Origin of the sequence: Thermincola ferriacetica (assembly GCF_001263415.1) — a bacterium.
Lineage (GTDB): Bacteria > Bacillota > Thermincolia > Thermincolales > Thermincolaceae > Thermincola > Thermincola ferriacetica.
The window spans coordinates 1-21263 of the sequence record NZ_LGTE01000019.1; the positions used below are offsets into that span (position 1 = coordinate 1).

Below are 21263 nucleotides of genomic sequence, written 5' to 3' on the forward strand. Positions count from 1 at the left end.
GGTATGACTCAAAAAATGATCGGTCTTATTGGAAGACAGGTTTTAGTTGGTCATGGAGTAGTAAACCTCTTTACTTAAGTACTGACATTATTGGGGCAGGCTGGGCACCTACAATGACTTTACTTACAGCAGAATCTTATAATGTTGTAACATATAAAGCAACAACAATAGGAGAGATATGCAAATGAGAATAGCTTATGGACATACCCAACTAGATATTTCAAATCCTTCCGTGTCTTATCCGTGGGGCATATCTTTTTCATGGATAACTGGTGTTAATGAAGAAGCAAGTGAGACGGTATCATATTCTAATTAAAAGTGATGGGCAGATATTATTCTGCCCATCATTAGCATTTTATTTGATCTTTGGGTGGTCATTGATAATATTATATTATTATACTGTGCATTAGTTTGGGAGGCTACAATGAAAAACAGAAAATTGAAAACTATTATATTGTTGTTATTAATAAGTATCTTATTATTATCAGCGCTTAGTTACGGTTTGTGGAAAAAACGGGAGCAATCGGCAGTTAATGATTATAAAATGTACATGGCTAAACAATATGATATACTTAACTTCTTACAGGATTCTCTTGATGTTAGGAATAATACTTCTGATTTTACAAATAAATTGATGTTAGCTAAAGGAGAGTTTACGTATTTAGATCCAATAATAAAACATGTCTCCATGCCTAAATCATTGATAGAGTTTCATAACGAAGGGAAAAACCTAGTAGACATAATCTTGTTTAAAGCTTCGAATGGTGAAATGGTTGAAAATGACATTTCAAAACTTGAAGATTACACAAAAAAACTTCGTCGAATGGTGCGCACTCTAGGCCCATCTATCGTCGAAGCTGAGTCGGCTGCAGTTATTTTTAAGCGTCTTGATGAGATTGGTAAAACTTTGTGATAAAAAAAGAACCCGGTGGTAACCCATAGCTTTGATTTGTTCGAAGATGCCCTGACAGTTAAGTATTCCATCATTTATCAGAGCGTTAACTTAATTCTTGAAGGGGTCCAGTTTTGATGGCCTACTTGTTCGCGGCGGTGACAAAAATCCTAAATTCCATCAAAGTCAATGAGCTTAAGGACGATTTTTGTTTTGTTCAGATAACTATTGTTCTGATTTTCGAGAGGCTACAGGATTGTATAAGGAGCATTCCTGTAATGAAATAAAATGAGGTTTGAAAAAGAGAATATGAAAGATTTGCGAAGTTTGACCGATGGGTGGCAGAAAATGCACGTTTACATGGTAAAAAAGAAGTTATTGTAGGTATGGAACCAACAGGGCATTATTGGTTTAGCCTGGGTTTTCACCTGTTAGAAGGCCAGGTAAAGATAGCCCTAGTCAATCCGTTCCATGTCAAACGAACCAAGGAACTGGATGACAACAGCCCGACCAAGAATGACCGGAAGGATCCCAAAACTATTGCAATGCTAGTCAAAGATGGCCGGTACCTGGAACCGTATCTACCGGAAGGTGTGTACCGTGAACTGCGGGTGGCCATGGAAGTTTATGACCGGCATGTAAAGCGGTTATCCGAGATAAACAACAAGGTAAGGCGCTGGCTGCATATATATTTTCCAGAGTTTGTTCAGGTATTTAAGGATTGGCGGGGAAAGGCGGCTCTTCTGACACTAAAATCCTTCCCGACGCCGCAAAAGGTTTTAGAAACCGGTTTAGAAGGTATCGTAAGTTGCTGGAAGGCCGAAATTAAGCGGGCCATAGGGTTTAAGCACGCAATTAGGTTACAGGAAGCAGCCAAGCGAACCATTGGGGTAAAAAAAGGCCTGCGGGCAGCAACCAGCGAGTTACAGATGCTTTTGGAAGAATATGAAATGGTTAGCCGCCAGATGGCAACCAATATGGAATTAGTGAAGGAATTGCTGATGCAGGTACCAAACGCCCAGAAAATACTGGCTATTAAGGGCATCGGGGTTGTTGCAGTACCATTTTTATAGCATCAGTGGGAGAAATCAAAAGGTTTGCGCATCTGCGGCAAATTCAGAAACTGGGAAGGCTGAATCTTAATGAAAACAGTTCAGGTAAGCACAAAGGTAAAATAACATTGAGTAAACGTGGCAACAAGAATCTGCGACGGGGCCTATTCCAGGCAGTGATGCCGCTCGTGGCCAAGAATCCAGAATTTCGGGAGTTGCATAAGCACTATACTACTCGGGAGAAAAATCCTTTAACCAAAATGCAATCCCTGATGGCCCTGTGCTGCAAACTAATCCGAATTTTTTATGCACTTTTAACCAAAGGTACAACATATGACCCGCAAAAGATGCTAAGTGATATCCGCAGGCCAAAAATGTTAGTGGCTTAGAATTACACTGCAGCAGTCAATTATACACCGCACTTCCTCGCCTGTTAAGGGCGAAGCGGAGCCGCTGAAGCGGCCCTTGACTGGCTCGTGACCGCGGCGTTAAGGGCAGCCATGTGGTGAGCAGCGGTACATTTATGTAATACCGTAACCAAGATTGATTATAGATTTAGATCTTTGACAATTTAGAGCTGGGATAGTCAGGTTGAATTTTATCCATACGGGCAAAGACCCTGCTTAGGAGCATGACTGACATTCCACCTCTTGGAGAGGCAGAACGAAGGAATTTAGGGCATTGACCCTGTGAGACATGGGAGGGTTCCCACCGGAGACAATGTGGAATCCCAACGGCCGTAAAATACAAACAACCAGCGGTCTGGTTTACTCCACATACGTACATTCAATATTATACTGCTAAGCATTAATTATCCAAGAGACTCTAAATTGAAAAAGTGAAAATCTATGATTAAGCGAGCAAAAAGGAGATATCAAAAGATTATTGAGGGAGATTGTTTTATGAGAGAAAGAAAATTGTTTGTGGTCCTTTGTCTAACGGTGTTTTTAATAACTAATTTGACAGGTTTGGCATATGCAAACGAAAAAATCGTTGATTTTGATCCCATTAAGGAATTTTCAGCAGATGGACCGTTTTATGAGAAAGGAAAAGACCAAAAGAATGTTAAAGTAGCTGATAAAAACAATGTTGAAACAGATGCGATTTATTATACTTATTATTGGAAGATAACCGGTTTATCAGGTCCTACTAAGTACTATGGAGAAAAATATACCTTAGTTTCAGGGGCAGGAGGACCTAATGGTAGTACTTTAGGTGCAAGTATACAAGCTAGTTGGTCTGATAGTATAGGGGGAACACTAAAAGTTCCTATTAATGATGTAGAAGTTCAAATTGGAAGAACCTTAACTAATAGCGGTACAGTAACAGTTAGCTATTCTATTAATGTTCCAGCTAACAAAAATGCTACTATTTATTGGCAGAGAATGTGGGATAGATGGTATGTATATCAGAGTGAATATCGATACATATATTATAATATGCCCCATGAATTTACGGGGAATACTGCTACCGCAAGAGCTTATGACTATCGCGGGATATACTATTCCTATAGCATCTGGTGATATAAGTCAATAACATGGTGTGTCATTTTTATTGATACACCATGTTAAAACTTTTCTTTTACTGTTAATTTTATACCAAGTAATTAATGGTTATATTTGTAACGGATTCTTAAAGGAGTTATAGGCTATGAATACAAGAATTTTAGTGAGGCTAACCTTAGTAGTTTTTTGGTTTGTTTGTTTAATGATGCAGTCAGGCTGTGGTTTGGCTCCACAAAAGGATCAAAAAAATGGTAGTTTATCTGATTTAAAAGGATTTTTATTTTTACAATGGGACGGTTATTTTTCGGGTGAAGTAGGGGAGATAATTAACGTAGAGATACCTTTTTTCGACTTTAATTCGGATAAAGTGAAATCAATAAATATTATCCATCCTCCAATTCCAAACACTCAAATCAGTGTATCTGTTGCTCGGTTTTCCACAACTAAGGCATACGCTCAAAATACTATAAGTTTAGAAATACGCTTTAACAAACCTGGGTTTTATAAATTAAAAAATATCGAATTTGAGGTTAACGGCGCAAAAACTAAATATAAGGCTCCTGTTGGCGAAATCATTTTTGATATAAAACCGAAAACCTTAGAAAAACATTTAACTGCCATGGGAGGAACGGGCATTAACCCGGAAGTAAATGATTATATATATGCAATAACACTGAAAAATATATCTAAACAAAAAATAAAGATAAATGATTTAGAGTTTAAAACAAAGGAAAAAATCAGTGCTAAAAGAATGTATTTTCAAAACGGAAAATTTGAACTCGCAGGAAAATGGTACGAATGGACAGATTCCAGTGTCGTACTTTCTCCCGGAGAAATTAAGACAATAAGAATGGATTTTACCGCAAGAGATTTTGGGGAACCAAAATTTAAACAAATAAAACCAATAATAAAATATATTCCGGATAAAACAATAGTTGAGCAGAATTTCCCAGGGCACGTTACAATCTATTCGCCTAATCTTACCGAAGAACAATTAAAATTATTATATAGAAGATACGGGATAAAATCAAATGAATAACTAAGCTTTCTTGATTACACGGAAAAACGACTTAGAATATTTGAGGCCCAAGATACTCGTAGTAGACGAGGTCTGCTACCTGCCTCTGGACAGCCTGGCCGGTAGCTTGTTCTTCCAGCTTGTCAACTCCTGGTATGAAAAGGGAAGCATCATCCTGAGGCAAATGTAAATAACAATACTGCAGAAATGTCCGCAATTGTTCCGGCTTTATAATAGCTAAGCAAAGATGGTTCTATTTCTTAGGGCTGGCCGGTTTTTCTTGGAAAAGAGAAAAACCGGCTCTTATAATTCATATATTAAAAAATAAAAGGAACATTCAAATTGAACTAGAAGAATAACCCGAAGGGAGGAATTTTAAATGTTTTCTTTAAAGCGGTTTTTGCTTGGATTAGCGATAAGCTTTTTATTTTTGACATGGTTAAGTACGAAGTGGATACCATACGATTATCCTACTGCACCTTTTTGGGTAGTATGGTATTGGAAGGCCAGAGATCAACTATTTAGAGTTCATAATTACGGTCTCATTTTTTTGCCTATTTCAATTATAATTGGCTTATTTCTAGGATACTTATCCAAAATAAAAAGCTTTATATTTAAAAAAAAGTAACAACATAAACTAGGATTCTGTCCGAGAATTAATTTCATACAACAAAGCAGTACGAAATATCGTATTTTATATTGTGTACAGCTAAACTTCTTGCCTAACACTTCAATCTGACTTTGATTCCATTTTTTCCAGATATACGGTTATGGTTTCTATGGGGCCTTTGCCCATATTCCGGTAACCTCTGTGGGGCCTTTTGGTATTGTAATGATGCAGCCAGTTATCCAGATCAGCCTGAAGTGCGTCGATGTTATCAAAGAATTTTTCACGGAATGCTTTGCGGAAAAACTCATCCAATACCGTCCTGTTGAATCTCTCCACGAATCCGTTTGTCAGGGGCCGACGCACTTTAGTTCTGCGGTGTTCTATGTCATTTAAAGCCAGATACAGTTCGTAGGGATGAGTCTCTGTTCCGTTGTACTCCCGCCCATTGTCGGTAATAATTGCAGATATGGAGAGACCACGTTCCCGGTAGAAAGGAATTACATCGTTATACAAAACTGCCACAGCACACTCAGGTAGTTTTTTACACCGAAAAGGCGATAGGAATCATAAGACGGATTAATGGCGCATAATTTTTTCCTGAGAATAAATTTGGAGGGATAAAGTGCAAATCATCATCTGGCGGGTAAATCAAAAAAATTCCCTGTTTTTTCTCACCGGGGCCCTGTTTACAGTACTTTTAAGCCACCTTTGCTGTATCGCCTCGGCTTTGCTGCCCCTGGGTTTGAACGGTTTGACAGTCTTTCTGGAAAAGACCCTTGGCGAACTACAGCCCTGGCTCTCTGTTTTACCGGGAATACTGCTAATCTTCTCCGGTTGGCGGATTTACGGGAACCCCAAGAGCCACCTGATAGAAAAGGTGCTATTCTGGATATCGGCATTAATTGTGGCGGGGATGTTGTACTTGCAAAAACAGTGATGTTCCAGAGGGGTACCAAGGTAGCCGTAGATTCCATGCAGGTTGGTACTACTGAAGTGGAACAGGGAGTCGTTCTGGCCCCGGAGGCAGGAAATTTCGTGAAAGAAATAGTGGATGGTTCGTTCCCGGCAAATGTGCCGGGTGCTGGACCTGTTTTAACAACTGCCTCCAAAGGGCCATTTATACCAAACGGATAAGGGGCAGGGGACATTATCAGGGGCCCATCGAAGCGTATAGAAAAATTTTTTATTATTTAGCTTTACACACCAGTTGCCAGGTCACGCCAAACCGGTCTGTTAATTTGCCGTACAACGGGCTGAAGAAGGTTTCCTGCAGCTCCATTTCCACTTGTCCTCCCTCAGACAGCGCTTCAAATGTTAAGCGTGTTTCATCTTCTGTATCAAATTCCAGTGAAAAAGAAATATTATTTCCTGCTCTGTATGGCGCATCCGGGGAAGTATCCGAAAAACGAATTACATGACCGTCTTTTCTTAACTCAGCGTGAAGAACAAGATTTTTCATATGGTCAGGCACTGGAAATGCCGGATTGGGCGGTGCATCATCAAAACGTAATATTTGCATTTCTCCGCCTAAGACCTTTTGATAAAACTTCACTGCTTCCTCACAGTTGCCTTTGAATGTAAAATACGGGATTATCCAGTCACTCATTAAAAACCCTTCTTTCTCTATTAATTTTGGTATACTGTGTAGATATGGTCCTTATCTTCTTAATAATTTTTGCAGTTACAGCAATTTTTCCAATTCATCTGCATCAGTGACGGGCGGGTGACAGGAATAGTTTTTGCAGACATAGGCCGTGGCTTTTCCGTTAACGGCTTGCCTGTCCCTGAGAAAGGCCACTGCCTGAGCAAGTTTTTCTCCTTCCGGTCCCGGTGGTTTTAGGATCACCGTTGCTTCCGGCATGAATCTGCTGTTTACGGTGGCAAGCAATTTTTCTGTGTCGCCTGCCTTCCGGTTGCCGACTACAGTTATGTCCACAGGCGGTGTCAGGTCCAACCATACAGCCATTAAGAAGTGAGAGTGACCCATGGGCGATTCTGCCACACTTCCCCCAAAGGCTTTGAGTTGTTCCCGGGCCCTTTCTGCAAGTTGCCGGTCACCTGTTAACCTGGCCAGCCTGAAAAGGTTCACGGCTGCTACAGAATTACCGGCAGGCAGAGCGCCGTCATAGATTTCTTTCGGCCGGGTGATAAGATTTTCGGCATCGTTACCATAGAGGAAAAGGCCGCCGTTTTCTTCATCCCAAAAAAGTTTCAGCATATCGTTGTTCAGCTCCAGGGCCTGTTCCAGGTATGCAGGCTCAAATGTAGCTTCATACAGTTCAATTAAACCCCAAACATAGAAAGCGTAGTCATCCAGATAGCCAAGGAATGCCGCCTCGCCGTCTCTAAACCGTGCTAAAAGCCGCCTATCTTCTCTGCGCAGGTTTTTGTTGATAAAGTTCACCGTATTGGCAGCAACTTCGGCATACTTTTTTTCCCCTAAGGCCCGCGCGCCATAGGCCATAGCGGCAATCATTAAACCGTTCCAGGCGGTCAGGATTTTGTCGTCTTTAAAGGGGTGCACCCGCTGCTCACGTCGTGCAAAAAGTTTTTTCCTGGCTTCTTCATAGCCTTCTACGTAACCTGTTTCAATCAGGTTGGGTATACTTTTGCTTTCAAAATTACCCTGTGCAGTAATGTCGTAGTCGCGGCAGAAATACCGCCCAAGATTATCACCCAGCACTTCTTTCACTTCTTCGGGCGTCCAGACGTAAAATTTGCCTTCCTCTCCTTCTGAATCGGCGTCTTCCGCCGAATAAAAACCTCCTTCCGGTGATATCATGTCCCTTTGCACATAAGTAAAAATTTCCTCGGCTGTTTTGGCATATTTACGGTTTCCTGTGGCCTGATAGGCTTCCAGGTATGCGATGGCCAGAAGGGCGTTGTCATAAAGCATTTTTTCGAAATGGGGCACCAGCCATTTCCTGTCGGTGGAGTACCGGGCAAAACCGAAACCTATGTGGTCGTAAATCCCACCGAGGTACATGGCATCGAGGGTCTTTTCCACCATTTCCAGGGCAGCGCCGTTGCCCGACATTTTCCAGTAACGCAGGAGGAAAGTCAGGTTGTGAGGAGTGGGGAACTTGGGCGCTGCACCGAACCCGCCATAAAGGCGATCAAAGTTTTCTTCAAAGTAGGCAAAGGCTTTGTCCAGCATCTCTTTTGAAACATCTCCGCCGGTATGGGAAAATAAATGGCTGTTTACAGCTTCCGTTATTTTTTCTCCTGATTCTGTCAGTTCTTTTTTTCTTTCCCGCCACAAATCGGCTATCTGAATCAGGATGTCTGTCAGGCCAGGCATTCCCCGGGCGCTTTTTTTGGGGAAGTATGTTCCTGCAAAAAAGGGTTTTTTATCAGGAGTCATGATAACGGTCAGCGGCCATCCGCCATGTCCGGTCATAGCCTGGCAGACGGACATGTAGATGGTATCTATATCGGGGCGTTCTTCCCGGTCCACTTTTATTGAGACATAGTGTTTGTTAAGTATGGCTGCTACTTCTTCATCCTCAAAGGATTCCCGTTCCATCACATGGCACCAGTGGCAGGTGCTGTAGCCTATGCTGAGAAAGATGGGCTTATCTTCTTTTTCTGCTTTTCGGAAGGCATCATCGCCCCAGGGGTACCAATCCACTGGATTGTGGGCGTGCTGGAGAAGGTAGGGGGATTTTTCGTTGATAAGACGATTGGTATAGGTTGTCTGCATGTTTGCACTTCCTTTAACTTGTTATATCTGTTATATTATTTCAAAATCAACCCAAAAAAATAGCAGTGCGAAGGGTAGAAATTGCAAAGAGTTCCTTGAATGAACACAGGATGCTGCTTCCATCAGATTTTGAGAAATACCTGATATAAAAAACTCGTGGCGGTTACAGAAAATGGCAGGAAATGACACGTCAAATGAGGTATAATAATTTAAACAGTGTATGGAGGGACTTTTATTGACCACGGATAACATTTTTCCAATAGAAAAACTGAGGTCGAGACTGCAAAAGTTCATAAATACAATCAGAGACAGTGGTCAAATAATTGCCTTTTACCTCTTCGGCTCTTACGCCGTCGGCAGGGCAACACCACAGAGCGATATTGACTTGGCTATCCTGTTTGACAAGTCTGTTGAACGGGAGCGCTACCTTCCCGAGAGACTCAGGTTAATGGGTGAACTGTCAATAGTTCTTGAAACAGACAGGGTTGAACTGGTTGTGCTTAATGAAGCGCCTCCTGCATTGGCATACCGTGTTATTAAAGATGGAGAATTGTTATTTGCCCGGGACGAAAGGAAAGGCCAGTTGGTTGACTTTAAAGTGAAAACAATGGACCTGTATTTTGATTTTTTACCTGCCCAACGGATATTTTCCGAAGGTTTGGCAAGGCGTATAAGGGAGGGGAGTTTTGGTGGTGGATAAAGAGAAAGTGGAACAAAGGCTGATAAAACTTGAGCAGGCCGTACGCAAGTTGAAAGAGATAGCTATGTGTTCATGGGATGAATACAGCAATAATGAGGCGCTCAGGGACAGGGCGGAACGCAATTTGCAGGTTGCAGCTCAAGCCTGTATAGATATTGCCAACCATATTATAGCTGACAGGGGTTATCGCACTCCTCAGGGGTATGCTGATAGCTTTGCAGTATTGTCGGAGGAGGGTCTTATTCCCGTTGAATTGGCCACGAAAATGAAAATGGTGGCAGGATTCAGAAATATTCTTGTGCACGATTACCTGGAAATTGACAACAGGATTGTATATAAAAGTCTCAAGGACCTGAACGACTTTATAGAATTTGCTAAACATATCTATCATTTATTATAGCGAAAATTCCTAAATGTTTTCAAAATCACTTAACCTCCCCTTACCGTGCGGTGTATTTGGGAACTGAAGGTGGGAGAAAATTGTACAATGTAATCATATTGGGGATAGTAAGTTTTCTGACCGACATCAGCAGTGAAATGGTGTATCCACTGGTGCCTATTTATTTAACAACCAAACTGGGGGTTGCACCGGCCATCGTCGGGATTATTGAAGGGATTGCTGAGAGCCTGGCCAGTCTGCTAAAGCTCTTTTCCGGATATATCTCTGATAAATTCAGGCGCAGAAAACTGTTGGCTATTGGAGGTTATGGTTTTTCGGCAGCCGGCAAGGTGCTGCTGGTAGCGGCCAATTCATGGCTTTGGGTCTTATGGGCCAGGGTTGCCGACCGTTTTGGCAAAGGCATAAGGACTGCCCCTAGAGATGCCCTGATTGCGGAAAGTTCTCAACGCGGACGTTCCGGTAAATCTTTTGGGCTGCATAAAGCCCTTGATAATTTGGGCGCTGTAATCGGAATTACTCTTGCTTTTTTCTTTGTTACTTATTATGAGGGGGACTATCAGCCCGTTTTTCTTGTATCAATTGTTCCCGCTGTATTGGGTGTGGCAGCGCTGTTTCTGGTCCGCGAACATAAAGTAAACTCAACCTGTACGACCAGGAATTTAAAATTTCAATGGAATACCCTTGACCGCCGACTGAAACTGTTTTTGATTGTAACGTTTATCTTTACCCTGGGCAATTCATCCAACCAGTTTTTGCTCCTGAGGGCAAAAGACCTGGGTTTCAGCACAGGGATGACCATTCTGTTGTACCTTGCTTTTAATGTTATCTCCACCTTAGTATCTTATCCCGCGGGGAGATTATCCGATAAATTCGGGCGGCGAAACTTTTTGGTTTTTGGATACTTGTTTTACGGGCTTGTCTATTTGGGTTTTGCTCTGGTTACAGAAAGACAGTGGCTGTGGCTCTTGTTTGGGGCTTATGGGATTTATGCCGGATTAACTGAATCGGTGGAAAAGGCATTGGTTTCAGATATCGCCCCGGAAGACCGGCGGGCAACACTGATAGGTCTGCATGCTATGCTGGTAGGCATAGGCTTGTTACCGGCTTCCGCTCTTGCCGGATTTCTGTGGACAAGCTTCGGAGCAGCGGCTCCTTTCTACTTTGGCGGATTTATGGGTATCTTTGCCGGAGTTGCTTTGTTTGCTGTTCTAGCTCCGGGGAATAAAGTTGAATATGATAAAAGTTGAATGTTAATGGATATGGGGGAGGACTCTGGATTTTGCCATTATTATAATTGTTTTGTAAGTTTTCCAAGGGATCTAAGTTCAAGCAATTGTTCATTCTCCAACAGCAATTTTTAGGATTTTGGGAGACCGGCAGGAATTGCTTGTTTTATGTAGAATATGTATCATTTAAAATATATTACAAAAAAGGCGATGGGGCTCGCCTCGAACCGCTGTTTTTACAGATGATGGCTCCTACTGGCTTAACGCCGGTAGGAGTTTTTATTCTGTAACGCAATTTTTGATATTCAGATTTACAATTTTTTACTTTATAATATAGTTTAACCAAGGCAGGTGTTTGGTTTGTGGATTATATTGCCGTAGGTTTGGCCGGGTTTTTGGGTGCCGTTAGCCGGGTATTACTTGGGAAAATAATTAATACATGGCTTGGCTGGTCTTTTCCGGTCAATACCTTAATCATAAATCTGACGGGATGTTTTGCATTAAGCTTTTTTCTCACTTTAACCCTGGAACGGCTGGAAATAAACCCCAGATTGCGTTTAGCGATAGGTACCGGATTTCTGGGGGCCTATACCACCTTTTCCACCTTTGCTGTCGAGTCAATTAATTTAATTCGGAACCAACAGGTTTGGCCGGCACTGGTTTATCTCCTGGCCACGCCACTGGGCTGTGTGATACTGGCCTGGGCCGGTTCCGTTGCAGCGATGGCATTGGCCCAACGGCAGGCTGGTTAGGAAGAACCTTCAGAGTTATAATAATATAGTGAGGGAATCTACTTATGGAATATTTGTTTGTAGGCATAGGAGGAATTTTTGGGGCTGTTTCGAGATACGGGATAAGCAAATGGGTAGGCCGGCGTTGGAAAGGGGATTTCCCCCTGGCCACTTTCTGTATTAATATTACCGGTTCCTTTATGTTGGGCCTGCTCTCTGTCCTGTTGACCAAAGGCGGGGCAACTCCGGCCTGGTTGAAGTCCGTAGCCACCACCGGTTTTATGGGGGCATATACCACTTATTCCACTTTTGCTTTTGAAATTATAAATCTGATTCAGGACGGGGAAAAAGGAATTGCGGTCAGGTACCTTTCAGGCAGTGTTATACTGGGGTTATTAGCGGCATGGCTTGGCCTGACTTTAGGTGAATATGTATAGGAGGATTGGGCATGGATATTACGGGAAAAGGTAAATTATTGAAGATTTATCTCGGGGAAACAGAGAAATGGAAGGGAAAATCGCTGTATCACCAACTGGTACTGAAATTAAAGGAAGAGGGGATAGCCGGCGTAACCGTTTACCGGGGGATAGAAGGTTACGGAGCCGACAAAGTGCTGCATTCGGCCAGAATACTGGACCTGTCTGCCGATCTGCCCATGATTTTGGAGGCAGTGGATTCGGCAGAAAACATAACCAGGGTGCTGCCGATGGTCCAGGAAATGGTGCCCCGGGGTCTTATTATGGTTGTAGATGTTGACATTGTCCGGTACGGACCATTCCGGGTAAAGCAGGCTTAACCGGTAGCAACAGTCTTAAACATAAACCGCGCATTGGGTTCCCTGCTATTTCTGCAACAGGACATTGTCAATTATTTGCTGGATGACGGGGCCACAGCATTTCCCTGTAGGGTTGTTCAGTAAGCATTGACCGTTTTTCATTGCTCCTGTGAGCCTTGCAACATCCTTTACGGTGCGGGCATTACCGTTAATAAGAGCGTTTTCGATTTGCTCCTGAGTAACCCTGTTACAATAGCAAATGTACCTGGGGTTGGCATTATTCTTAAACCAAACAGGGACGGTTAAATCATGCCTGTAAAAGACAATATCGTGTTTGAAATATACCACGTCGCAGTCTTCGGTCATACATAAATTGTAATCATGTGACCCTACGCTTTTTTTCAAATCATTCTTAACCAGGTGCCTGACAGTTTCGTTTTTGACGCCGGCGCCCTGTTTACCGCAAACGGGACACAGATTATCATTTGATATAAGTTTATCTTCAGGAGCCACACGGGCAGGTTCGCCGGAAGCTCAACAGGATTTTTGTTTATCAGGCATAAGCATTCTCCTTTCATCCTTATTTGCTGTTATCTGTAATACAACCATCCATAGCCGTTTGTTTTATTCTCTTATATTCTTGTATATTGGCCCCAAATCCTGCCAGTTTGGGGCAAGATTTTGCAGGATAACCGTGTTTGACGGAAATGACAAGAAGGTTTAAGATAAATATATTGAAAAGTTTTACTTTCTTGTAAAGTCTGTGGAGTGAAGGTTTATGGGAAAAAGTCGTACATACAGGGTATTAAGTCACTGGTGGGATTTTCGCCTCAAGCTTTTTGTGGAAGGTATACTAAGTGGTATTGTGGCTGGACTGTTGGTAGTGTTTTTCCGTTTCATGCTGGAAAAAGCTGAAGTATTACGCGATTACATATACCCTGTCTTACAGAATAACGCTTGGTGGCCCAAAGCAGTATTCTTTCTGACACTCATTGTCATAGCTTTTTTATTAGGCAAAATTGTACGGTATGAGCCAATGGCGGCCGGAAGCGGCATTCCGCAGGTAGAGGGGTACTTATCGGGGCAGTTGACGATGAATTGGTGGAAGGTTATACCGGCCAAGCTGGCAGGTGGGATTATGGCCATTGGAAGTGGACTTTCATTGGGCAGGGAAGGGCCTTCCATTCAGCTTGGCGCTGCCGCCGGGCAGGGAGTCAGTCGTGCCCTGAGAAGATTGAGGGTTGAGGAAAAATATCTTGTTACGAGCGGAGCGAGCGCGGGTTTAGCTGCTGCCTTTAATGCTCCTTTGGCAGGTGTCATTTTTGCTCTTGAGGAAGTACACAAAAATTTTTCCTCGGTGGTTTTAACTGCCGCTATGGCGGCATCGCTTACAGCCGATTTGGTGTCACAAAATTTTTTCGGCCAAAAGCCGATTTTTCATTTTCATGACCTGCAAGTTTTGCCTTTGAAGTATTATTTCCTCCTGGTAGTTCTAGGGGTAATTGCCGGGGTTTTTGGTGTTTTTTTCAACCGTTCGCTGGTATTTACGTTAAACATGTACGGAAAGGTGAAGGTGGTACCGGAAATTGTTAAACCTTTGCTTCCTCTGATGGCAGGGGGCGTGCTCGGGTTTTACCTCCCGGAAACTTTGGGTGGGGGACACAGGTTGATTGATTCATTGGGAAGTGGGCATTATTCCCTGATTATGTTATTTGCGCTTTTGGCGGTGAAGTTTGCTTTTACCATGCTCAGTTACGGTTCGGGCGTGCCCGGTGGTATATTCTTGCCCTTACTTGTGATTGGCGCTTTAACGGGGGATATATTCGGCAGTATTGCAGTGAATTTGTTTCATATAAATCCACAATACTTGAACAATTTTATTGTCCTGGCTATGGCTGCTTATTTTACTGCCATTGTCAAGGCTCCGGTAACGGGCAGTGTATTAATTACGGAGATGACAGGCTCCTTCAGTCACTTGCTGGCGCTGATTACTGTTTCCATGACATCATACATGGTTGTTACTTTATTGCGGTCTGAACCTGTATATGAGCTTTTACTGAAAAGGATTTTACAGAACCGTGATAATGCACCTCATCAGGACAGGGGCACAAAGATCATCCTTGAAATACCGGTGTGCCTGGGTGCGCTTGTTGCCGGCCGCATGGTCAAAGAAGTTGAATGGCCCCAAAACTGCCTTTTGGTGGGCTTAAAAAGAGGAGAAACGGAGATCATTCCCCGGGGCCATGTAGAGATACTCCCGGGAGATTACCTGATTGTTCTTACCGAAGGCGACCGGACGGTCGAAGTTAAGGCAGCCCTGGAAAAACTTGCCGGAGAAACGGAAATGTAGCCACCTTTTCTCAACTGCCAATCTTATTTATCAAAGGCTGGGAGGAATCCTGGAATGAAGGACATCTCCCTGGCTGACAGCGAAATGAGGAATTATGCTCGCAGTTCGTCTGTTTATCTGCGGGGATACACTTACTATGTGGAAAACAGGGTGAAGGGGCTCCCGTTTGATGTGGAAGACCTTGCGGTTTATGCGACGGTTCTGGGGAAAGAACCCTATGATGTGGAAATTACTTTATCTCCGGAGGGCGACTTATACAGTTGTTGGTGTGACTGCCCCGCTTTTGCCGGTTATGACGGTATTTGCAAACATATTGTGGCAGTATTGATAGCCTTCCAGCGTAACCTTCGGAAAAATGGCTTAATTATCCCAATGGAGGGCAATATTTGAGATATAAGTACCTGATAGCTTCGACAATTTCCAGACATTGACATGAAGGCAACTCACTGATAGAATGGGGGTAAAATCAGGGAGGCTTTCATACGGCACAGAATATCAGACTGCCTTAAGCGACATAGACTTTGCTGTTTTGTTTGACAAAAAACTTGGTATTGCGGAGGAAGCGGCATTTTTAAGCCGCCTTTCCGAAATTCTCGGCACCGACCGGGTTGATCTGGTCAATCTGAACAAGGCCCCTCTGAACCTGCAGTTCCGGGCAATTTCGGAGGGGAAAATCATTTACGAGCGGGATTATATAACTACCTGTGATTACATGGAAAAAGTCATGGACCTCTACCAGGATTATGCCATAGACCTGCATTATTTTTACAGGGAGTATGATAAAGCCCTCAAGGAGGCTTATACCGATGGTTGATAAGGAAAAAACAGCCGGAGCAACCATAGCTCACGCGGAGGTTTTTGCAGGATAGAGCCTAGACGGCTCTTTCTTCTTTTGAGGTTGATAGTGCCAATGTTTTTATTTCCATGCGGGGTTTGAACCGGCGCTTTATCTGCAAAACGTTTTACAGGATTCGGCCGTAAAATGTCGAAGTATACAATAACAAAGATGAACCGGGGATAAACCATGCAGTTGTTTAAGATTATTCGCAATCCTCACTTTTTTTCCCTGCTGGCCTCTCCCAACAGGGAGATATACGTGGAGGCTCTGTTTGTCGTTTACAGGTGTTATAAGCAGGAATTTATGATCAAAAAAGAAGAGCTGGTCAACATGCTTATCGCCACTCTGGAAAACCGCATGTTTGAACTGGCTGCGGAGGAAGGCGAAGAGCTGGATGATTACTCCCTGTCCGGCCGGGCCCACTGGCTTGTCCGCCGGCTCCTGGCCACCGGCTGGATAGAGCTGGACCCGCTGGTTCATTCCGTTGATGAATATATAGCGGTGCCCGACTACAGCGTGAAAATCCTGCAGGTACTTTATGAAATCAGCGAGGACAGGCCCAAAGAATACAATTCCCTGGTATATTCCACCTATTCCAATCTGAGCAAAGCCCAGGAGGAAAGAGGAGACTACGTGGCGGAGGCGCTGATGGCCGCCTACAGCTTAACCGACCGCCTGGTGGATAGCCTGAAAAGCCTGCTCAACAACATGCGCAGCTATTACCTTACTCTCCAGGAACAGGAGGAGGTTAGAGAGGTATTGCGGGAGCATTTTGACCGCTACCAGGTGTTAATCTCCGATAAGATATATCACCCGCTCAAAACCTTTGACAGCGTGCCCCGGTTCCGCACCAGGATTCTCTCGATTTTACGCCAGTGGCTGGTTGACGGGGAGCTTATTGAAAAAATTACTGCACAACTGGTCCGCAAGGGGCGGTTTGCCGATGCGCCGCCCGGGGGGACTATAAATACAACTCCGACATCGACCTGGCTGTTTACTGTGAGGGAAAACTGCCCGCCGGGCTATGGCTGGATTTGGATGAGGCGGCGGGAATATATAAAATCGATGTTATAGACATGAACAGCGCTGTGGATGAAAAGCTACGTCAAAGGATTGAGGAGCAGGGTGTGGAAGATATACCGGAGGGAATAAAAACCTATTAACATTGACGCTGCGTAATGGTTTATAGTGAATTGAAACAGCAAGGCTTGATGCGCATAAAGGAAGATGGTCTATGGATGCAGGCTCAGGCTGAGCAGTATTTCACTGCTGATGAACCGGGATTTATCTGGAAAGCCAGGGTCAATATGAACCCGTTTCTGTAGTTTGCAGGAATGGATAAATATCAAAGAAGGCAAAGGACATATGAATATAAAGATACTTTCCACCGATGTTGAATATAATAACCCAACTATTTATCCGGAAGTGTAGAATGCCCTGTTATTTTATTAATGAAAAACCGTAAAGGGAGACATATTAGAAAGGGAAACGAAAGGAGGGGTGATAGCCAATGGTTCGGAAAGCGCCTGCTACTACCAAGCATAAAGGTAGCCAGAAAAATGAGACATATATGCCCGGCATCACCGAGGCCACCGATATGATTCAGCAAATGGGAGATTTGCAGGGAATAGCCCTTGATGAAGGAATAGCGAAAGCTGTAAGAGAAAAGAGCGTTTCTGAGGTAATGGATACCCCCATTGGAGGTTTAAACAATGATATTGCGGCTCCCGTAAATACGGAATAGGGTGTGAGCGGGTTAGGGGCCTAATACTTTTAAGGAGTGTTTTTGTTTGAAGGACAGGAAACAAAAAGAAAAAAAGAATTATGATCACGGAAAATATATCGGGAAAACCAATATCCCTGATTACGGTGTACCCTCAGGTGTGCAACTGACGGAAAAACTGAATGAAGAAATAGCGGAAGCAGCTCAAAAGAAGACTCCGGAGTTACTACCGGAAAGATAGGAAGTAATCCGATAACAAATTCCGGGTCCCTAAAAAAGGGAGCCGGCATTTTTAAAAATGTCTGTCAGGGCCAGGATTGTGCCCCAGTTTTGAATTCGGGTTGTCAGATTTCCTAGCAGAGGACGGTTCTGCCATTCACGAACGACCGGTGAAAGTTTATCAGTGACATCGAAAATTAAGGTTGGTGAAAAACCAGGAAAGTTTAGTAAAAATCATTTTATAATAAATTTTGAAAGCCAAATCTCTCGTAGCCCGGCGGGTGAGACTACCAGTAAAACATACAAGAATAAAGACGGAATTGTGGCTTACTTTTTTCCAGGTTAAGAAATGCAACCACTGTACGCTAAGAGAGCAATGTACCAAACACAGTAAATGACGAATAGCAAATGTTAATTCCGAGGTAGACACACGAAGGCAAATCTTCAAAGAAATCTCCACCCACGAATTTTGTTAGTTTTACCGTAGATGCCTTTTGGTAAAACGGAAATGCGCATCTGATTCGGCACGGCAAGCTGAAGGCGCGGTATATTGGATTAGCGAAAACAGGTTTGCAGGTAGCTTTTACAGCGGTCGTTAATGGAGATTATTTAAGCGGTTTTGCAACGGATTTCTAGATGATATTAAAGACTTGTATTTGTATTGTCAGTTATTGGGAAAAATTACTTGATTTCTGGGTTGACAATACCAGCATTGTACTGTATTATGAAATTACATAGTTTGACGCCGACTATATTATTTTTCAAAAATTATACCCAGGGTATATTGACTATTATAATTTTGCATATTATTATCAATTCCTATTATTACTATCAATTATTGATAAGGTTTATCAAAGTAAAAGTCGGAGGTCATGCTACCTTCGGTTTTTCTATTCCCCATAATTTTTCTATTCCCCATAATAAGTGTGCAACGTTGCATACCAGGCATTGCGGCCTTTTCGACATTAATATTGTCGAAAAGGCCTTTAATTTTTTAACAAACTTAGCCGGGGATTTTTCAAAACAAAATAGATAACACCAAAGAAGATGCCGAGCAAAGACGCTTTTAGTAGGGTGTAATAACCTTGCTTTAAGTGTCTTTTTTAATTTGAAGGGAGGTGGTAGATTAACCAGGAAACAATATCAATTTCGTTGAAAGCAAAATCAATTAACAGGAGGAGAAATAATATGAAAAGGAAGTTTTTTTACCAGTTGTTACCCATTATGGTTCTTTTGCTGACATTAGGCCTGTTGGTAACGGGTTGTGGGGCCAGTAAAACGAAAGAGAATAAAGAGGGTGAAAAGTCTACCCGGAGTTCGGAAGACACGATTAAAGTTGGCATTCTGCACTCTTTGAGTGGGACGATGGCTATCAGTGAAGTTTCTGTCAAGGATGCTACATTAATGGCTATTGAGGAGATCAACGCGTCGGGCGGCCTGTTAGGCAAGAAAATAGAGCCTATAATTGAAGACGGTGCTTCCGATTGGCCCACTTTTGCAGAAAAAGCAAAAAAACTTTTGCAGCAGGATAAAGTGGCCGCCATTTTCGGTTGTTGGACTTCCGCCAGCCGAAAGGCAGTTCTGCCTGTTGTTGAAGAATATAACGGATTGTTATGGTACCCCGTTCAATACGAAGGACTGGAAGCATCCAAGAACATTTTCTATACCGGGGCTGAGCCTACTCAGCAAATTGTACCTGCAGTAAGCTGGCTGATTAAAAACAGGGGCAAAGACTTCTTTCTTTTGGGTTCCGATTATGTTTTTCCCCGTACAGCCAATAAAATCATAAAGGCCCAGCTCAAGGCTGAAGGCGGTAACCTGGTAGGCGAAGAATACACTCCACTGGGCCATACTGATTACAGTACTATTATCAATAAGATTAAAACCGCCAGACCCAAAGTTATCTTCAATACCTTAAACGGGGATAGCAACGTGGCATTCTTTAAGCAGTTGCGTGATGCAGGCATTACTTCCAAAGATATCACTGTCATGTCCGTAAGCGCTGCTGAGGAAGAAATAAGGGGAATTGGCGCTCAAAATATGGCCGGTCATTTGGCTGTATGGAACTACTTCCAGTCAACCGATACTCCCGAAAACAAGGCTTTTGTTGAAAAGTATAAGGCTAAGTATGGTCAGGACCGCGTAACCGACGATCCTATAGAAGCAGGATACTTTGGGGTATACCTTTGGGCTGAAGCAGTGAAAAAAGCGGGTTCCACCGATGTAGACAAGGTCAGGGAAGCTGCCAAGAGCGGTATTGAATTCAAAGCTCCCGAAGGATTAGTAAAAATTGAGCCTGAAAACCAGCACACTTGGAAGACGGTCCGGATCGGAGAAGTTCAGGCCGACGGCCAGTTCAAGGAATTATGGAGTACAGGCCGGCCTATCAAGCCAGACCCGTTCTTGAAAGGCTACGATTGGGCTAAGGGTTTGAGCGCTGGGCAGTAGTAATATCACCGGTGGTGCTGCCCCTGCTCCTTTAGAAACTTGGCTGAAAAGTACAGGTTAATTTAAGGAGTGGCGGGGCAGTACCCCTTTTCAATCCCGGTCCATCGAACCATAAGGGAGGGAGAACAGTTGGATACGTTGTTACTGCAGATCTTTAATGGTATAAGCGTAAGTTCAATTCTTCTATTGATAGCTCTTGGCCTTTCCATTACTTTCGGATTAATGAATGTCATCAACATGGCCCATGGGGAATTAATCATGATTGGAGCTTATGTGGCCTATGTCACCCAATTGGTATTTAGCAGATACCTGCCGAAAGAGTTATTTGGACTTTATTTTATTGTAGCCATCCCGTTAGCTTTCGCAGTCACTGGACTATTAGGGCTACTTTTGGAAAATGTGCTGATCAGGTTTTTGTACGGCCGGCCTCTTGACAGCTTGCTGGCCACATGGGGAGTCAGCATGATACTCCAGCAGTTAGCCCGCAATATTTTTGGCGCGCCTAATGTGGATGTGGTCAGCCCCCAGTGGCTTAACGGAGGGCTCCAGGTAACAGCGGGCCTTCAGCTACCTTATAAACGTTTATTTATTATTGGGCTGGTACTAATATGTGTGGCTGGTATATATCTGTTTTTTTACCGGTCGGGATACGGGCGAAAAATTCGTGCCGTTATGCAGAACCGCAACATGGCATCCTGCCTTGGCGTACCCACCCGCAAAGTGGACTCATATACCTTTGCCCTGGGGTCTGGGCTGGCGGGTATTGCTGGTTGCACATTGACATTGCTTGGGTCTATTGGGCCAACTCTAGGTACATACTATATTGTTGATGCATTTATGGTTGTTGTTCTTGGCGGTGTAGGAAAAATCATTGGCACTGTAGCCGGTGCGTTGGCAATAGGTATCCTAAATACCGCGTTGGAGTATAGCACAACGGCGTCAATTGGAAAGGTCCTGGTCTTTGCCATTGTGATAGCTTTTCTGCAGTTGAGGCCGGCAGGGTTATTTTCAATCCGGACGCGGGCTCTTGATTAAACGGGGAAATCCCTTAACAGTTAAAAGGGAGGGGAGAT

Annotated in this window: 29 protein-coding genes, 1 pseudogene and 1 riboswitch; of the genes and pseudogenes, 26 read left to right on the top strand and 4 right to left on the bottom strand. The window is 43.4% G+C overall.

What is annotated here, in order from left to right; genetic code table 11:
- From Tfer_RS16820 to Tfer_RS16085, 8 genes are all read left to right on the top strand, one after another.
- A partial coding sequence (locus tag Tfer_RS16820; protein ID WP_207642451.1) for a hypothetical protein occupies window positions 1–188 on the top strand: 188 nt, incomplete at its 5' end.
- A 236-nt stretch (window positions 189–424) separates the two neighbouring features.
- The gene (locus Tfer_RS11435; RefSeq protein WP_052218525.1) at window positions 425–913 is read left to right on the top strand and encodes a hypothetical protein; all 489 of its coding nucleotides are present in this window, start codon (window positions 425–427) and stop codon (window positions 911–913) included.
- A gap of 116 nt (window positions 914–1029) precedes the next feature.
- Entirely contained in the window at window positions 1030–1179 is a 150-nt protein-coding gene (locus Tfer_RS16600; RefSeq protein ID WP_160315561.1) for a hypothetical protein, read from the top strand.
- 51 nt (window positions 1180–1230) lie between these two features.
- Complete coding sequence (locus Tfer_RS11440) at window positions 1231–1965, top strand: IS110 family transposase (protein WP_052218526.1); 735 nt, start codon at window positions 1231–1233, stop codon at window positions 1963–1965.
- Between the two features lie 5 nt (window positions 1966–1970).
- Entirely contained in the window at window positions 1971–2333 is a 363-nt protein-coding gene (locus tag Tfer_RS17320; RefSeq protein WP_052218527.1) for an IS110 family transposase, read from the top strand.
- A gap of 513 nt (window positions 2334–2846) precedes the next feature.
- A complete protein-coding gene (locus Tfer_RS11450) occupies window positions 2847–3467 on the top strand; it encodes a hypothetical protein (RefSeq protein WP_052218528.1) in 621 nt (206 codons plus the stop codon).
- Window positions 3468–3594: 127 nt separating this feature from the next.
- Window positions 3595–4488: a hypothetical protein gene (locus Tfer_RS11455; RefSeq protein ID WP_052218529.1), complete on the top strand. Its 894-nt coding sequence runs from the start codon at window positions 3595–3597 to the stop codon at window positions 4486–4488.
- 40 nt (window positions 4489–4528) lie between these two features.
- Window positions 4529–4657: an ATP-binding protein gene (locus Tfer_RS16085; RefSeq protein WP_200901031.1), complete on the top strand. Its 129-nt coding sequence runs from the start codon at window positions 4529–4531 to the stop codon at window positions 4655–4657.
- A 540-nt stretch (window positions 4658–5197) separates the two neighbouring features.
- On the opposite strand, the pseudogene Tfer_RS11465 reads toward Tfer_RS16085, so the two are convergent.
- Window positions 5198–5617: pseudogene (locus Tfer_RS11465) on the bottom strand (integrase core domain-containing protein); the annotation flags it as partial.
- A gap of 82 nt (window positions 5618–5699) precedes the next feature.
- On the opposite strand from Tfer_RS11465, the gene Tfer_RS11470 reads away from it, so the two are divergent.
- Both Tfer_RS11470 and Tfer_RS11475 read left to right on the top strand, forming a co-directional pair.
- Window positions 5700–6014, top strand: coding sequence for a hypothetical protein (locus Tfer_RS11470; protein ID WP_052218532.1), 315 nt, complete (start codon window positions 5700–5702; stop codon window positions 6012–6014).
- Entirely contained in the window at window positions 6014–6211 is a 198-nt protein-coding gene (locus tag Tfer_RS11475; RefSeq protein ID WP_052218533.1) for a hypothetical protein, read from the top strand. Before Tfer_RS11470 ends, Tfer_RS11475 begins: the two co-directional genes overlap by 1 nt.
- A gap of 52 nt (window positions 6212–6263) precedes the next feature.
- Here the strand turns inward: Tfer_RS11475 and Tfer_RS11480 are convergent, their stop codons facing one another.
- Window positions 6264–6683 carry a VOC family protein gene (locus Tfer_RS11480; RefSeq protein ID WP_052218534.1) on the bottom strand — a complete coding sequence of 140 codons (420 nt, stop codon included), beginning with the start codon at window positions 6681–6683 and terminating at the stop codon, window positions 6264–6266.
- A 75-nt stretch (window positions 6684–6758) separates the two neighbouring features.
- Complete coding sequence (locus Tfer_RS11485; RefSeq protein WP_052218535.1) at window positions 6759–8780, bottom strand: thioredoxin domain-containing protein; 2022 nt, start codon at window positions 8778–8780, stop codon at window positions 6759–6761.
- Between the two features lie 220 nt (window positions 8781–9000).
- Between Tfer_RS11485 and mntA (Tfer_RS11490) the strand changes: the two genes are divergently transcribed.
- The 6 genes from mntA (Tfer_RS11490) (at window position 9001) to Tfer_RS11520 (ending at window position 12633) form a co-directional block, all read left to right on the top strand.
- Window positions 9001–9480: a type VII toxin-antitoxin system MntA family adenylyltransferase antitoxin gene (gene mntA / locus Tfer_RS11490; protein WP_083436928.1), complete on the top strand. Its 480-nt coding sequence runs from the start codon at window positions 9001–9003 to the stop codon at window positions 9478–9480.
- Entirely contained in the window at window positions 9470–9880 is a 411-nt protein-coding gene (gene hepT, locus Tfer_RS11495; protein WP_152909044.1) for a type VII toxin-antitoxin system HepT family RNase toxin, read from the top strand. Before mntA (Tfer_RS11490) ends, hepT begins: the two co-directional genes overlap by 11 nt.
- A gap of 80 nt (window positions 9881–9960) precedes the next feature.
- Window positions 9961–11127 carry an MFS transporter gene (locus Tfer_RS11500; RefSeq protein ID WP_052218538.1) on the top strand — a complete coding sequence of 389 codons (1167 nt, stop codon included), beginning with the start codon at window positions 9961–9963 and terminating at the stop codon, window positions 11125–11127.
- A gap of 176 nt (window positions 11128–11303) precedes the next feature.
- Window positions 11304–11368, top strand: a riboswitch (Fluoride riboswitch).
- Between the two features lie 100 nt (window positions 11369–11468).
- On the top strand, window positions 11469–11858 hold the full coding sequence (crcB, locus tag Tfer_RS11510) for a fluoride efflux transporter CrcB (protein WP_052218540.1): 390 nt from the start codon (window positions 11469–11471) through the stop codon (window positions 11856–11858).
- Window positions 11859–11902: 44 nt separating this feature from the next.
- On the top strand, window positions 11903–12274 hold the full coding sequence (gene crcB, locus Tfer_RS11515; protein WP_052218541.1) for a fluoride efflux transporter CrcB: 372 nt from the start codon (window positions 11903–11905) through the stop codon (window positions 12272–12274).
- An 11-nt stretch (window positions 12275–12285) separates the two neighbouring features.
- On the top strand, window positions 12286–12633 hold the full coding sequence (locus Tfer_RS11520; RefSeq protein WP_013119481.1) for a DUF190 domain-containing protein: 348 nt from the start codon (window positions 12286–12288) through the stop codon (window positions 12631–12633).
- 45 nt (window positions 12634–12678) lie between these two features.
- Here Tfer_RS11520 and Tfer_RS11525 read toward each other — a convergent pair whose 3' ends face one another.
- A complete protein-coding gene (locus Tfer_RS11525; RefSeq protein ID WP_306729411.1) occupies window positions 12679–13173 on the bottom strand; it encodes a Csac_0668 family 2Fe-2S cluster-binding (seleno)protein in 495 nt (164 codons plus the stop codon).
- Window positions 13174–13390: 217 nt separating this feature from the next.
- On the opposite strand from Tfer_RS11525, the gene clcA reads away from it, so the two are divergent.
- The 10 genes from clcA to urtB all read left to right on the top strand — a co-directional run bounded on the left by clcA (window position 13391) and on the right by urtB (window position 21225).
- Window positions 13391–14962 carry a H(+)/Cl(-) exchange transporter ClcA gene (clcA, locus tag Tfer_RS11530; protein ID WP_052218542.1) on the top strand — a complete coding sequence of 524 codons (1572 nt, stop codon included), beginning with the start codon at window positions 13391–13393 and terminating at the stop codon, window positions 14960–14962.
- Between the two features lie 54 nt (window positions 14963–15016).
- The gene (locus tag Tfer_RS11535) at window positions 15017–15352 is read left to right on the top strand and encodes an SWIM zinc finger family protein (RefSeq protein WP_052218543.1); all 336 of its coding nucleotides are present in this window, start codon (window positions 15017–15019) and stop codon (window positions 15350–15352) included.
- Window positions 15353–15416: 64 nt separating this feature from the next.
- Window positions 15417–15776: a type VII toxin-antitoxin system MntA family adenylyltransferase antitoxin gene (gene mntA, locus Tfer_RS11540; protein ID WP_052218544.1), complete on the top strand. Its 360-nt coding sequence runs from the start codon at window positions 15417–15419 to the stop codon at window positions 15774–15776.
- 210 nt (window positions 15777–15986) lie between these two features.
- Complete coding sequence (locus Tfer_RS16955; RefSeq protein WP_052218545.1) at window positions 15987–16874, top strand: Wadjet anti-phage system protein JetA family protein; 888 nt, start codon at window positions 15987–15989, stop codon at window positions 16872–16874.
- Window positions 16811–16963: a hypothetical protein gene (locus Tfer_RS17325; protein ID WP_427916565.1), complete on the top strand. Its 153-nt coding sequence runs from the start codon at window positions 16811–16813 to the stop codon at window positions 16961–16963. Before Tfer_RS16955 ends, Tfer_RS17325 begins: the two co-directional genes overlap by 64 nt.
- A 30-nt stretch (window positions 16964–16993) precedes the next feature.
- Window positions 16994–17125: a DUF6920 family protein gene (locus tag Tfer_RS17145; RefSeq protein ID WP_282432070.1), complete on the top strand. Its 132-nt coding sequence runs from the start codon at window positions 16994–16996 to the stop codon at window positions 17123–17125.
- Between the two features lie 185 nt (window positions 17126–17310).
- Window positions 17311–17544, top strand: coding sequence for a hypothetical protein (locus tag Tfer_RS11550; RefSeq protein WP_052218546.1), 234 nt, complete (start codon window positions 17311–17313; stop codon window positions 17542–17544).
- A 46-nt stretch (window positions 17545–17590) separates the two neighbouring features.
- Window positions 17591–17764 (top strand): hypothetical protein, encoded by a 174-nt coding sequence (locus Tfer_RS16605; protein WP_160315562.1) that lies wholly within the window; start codon window positions 17591–17593, stop codon window positions 17762–17764.
- A gap of 1166 nt (window positions 17765–18930) precedes the next feature.
- Window positions 18931–20190: an urea ABC transporter substrate-binding protein gene (urtA, locus tag Tfer_RS11560; protein ID WP_052218548.1), complete on the top strand. Its 1260-nt coding sequence runs from the start codon at window positions 18931–18933 to the stop codon at window positions 20188–20190.
- Between the two features lie 129 nt (window positions 20191–20319).
- The gene (gene urtB, locus Tfer_RS11565; protein ID WP_052218549.1) at window positions 20320–21225 is read left to right on the top strand and encodes an urea ABC transporter permease subunit UrtB; all 906 of its coding nucleotides are present in this window, start codon (window positions 20320–20322) and stop codon (window positions 21223–21225) included.
- The last annotated feature ends 38 nt before the right edge of the window (window positions 21226–21263 follow it).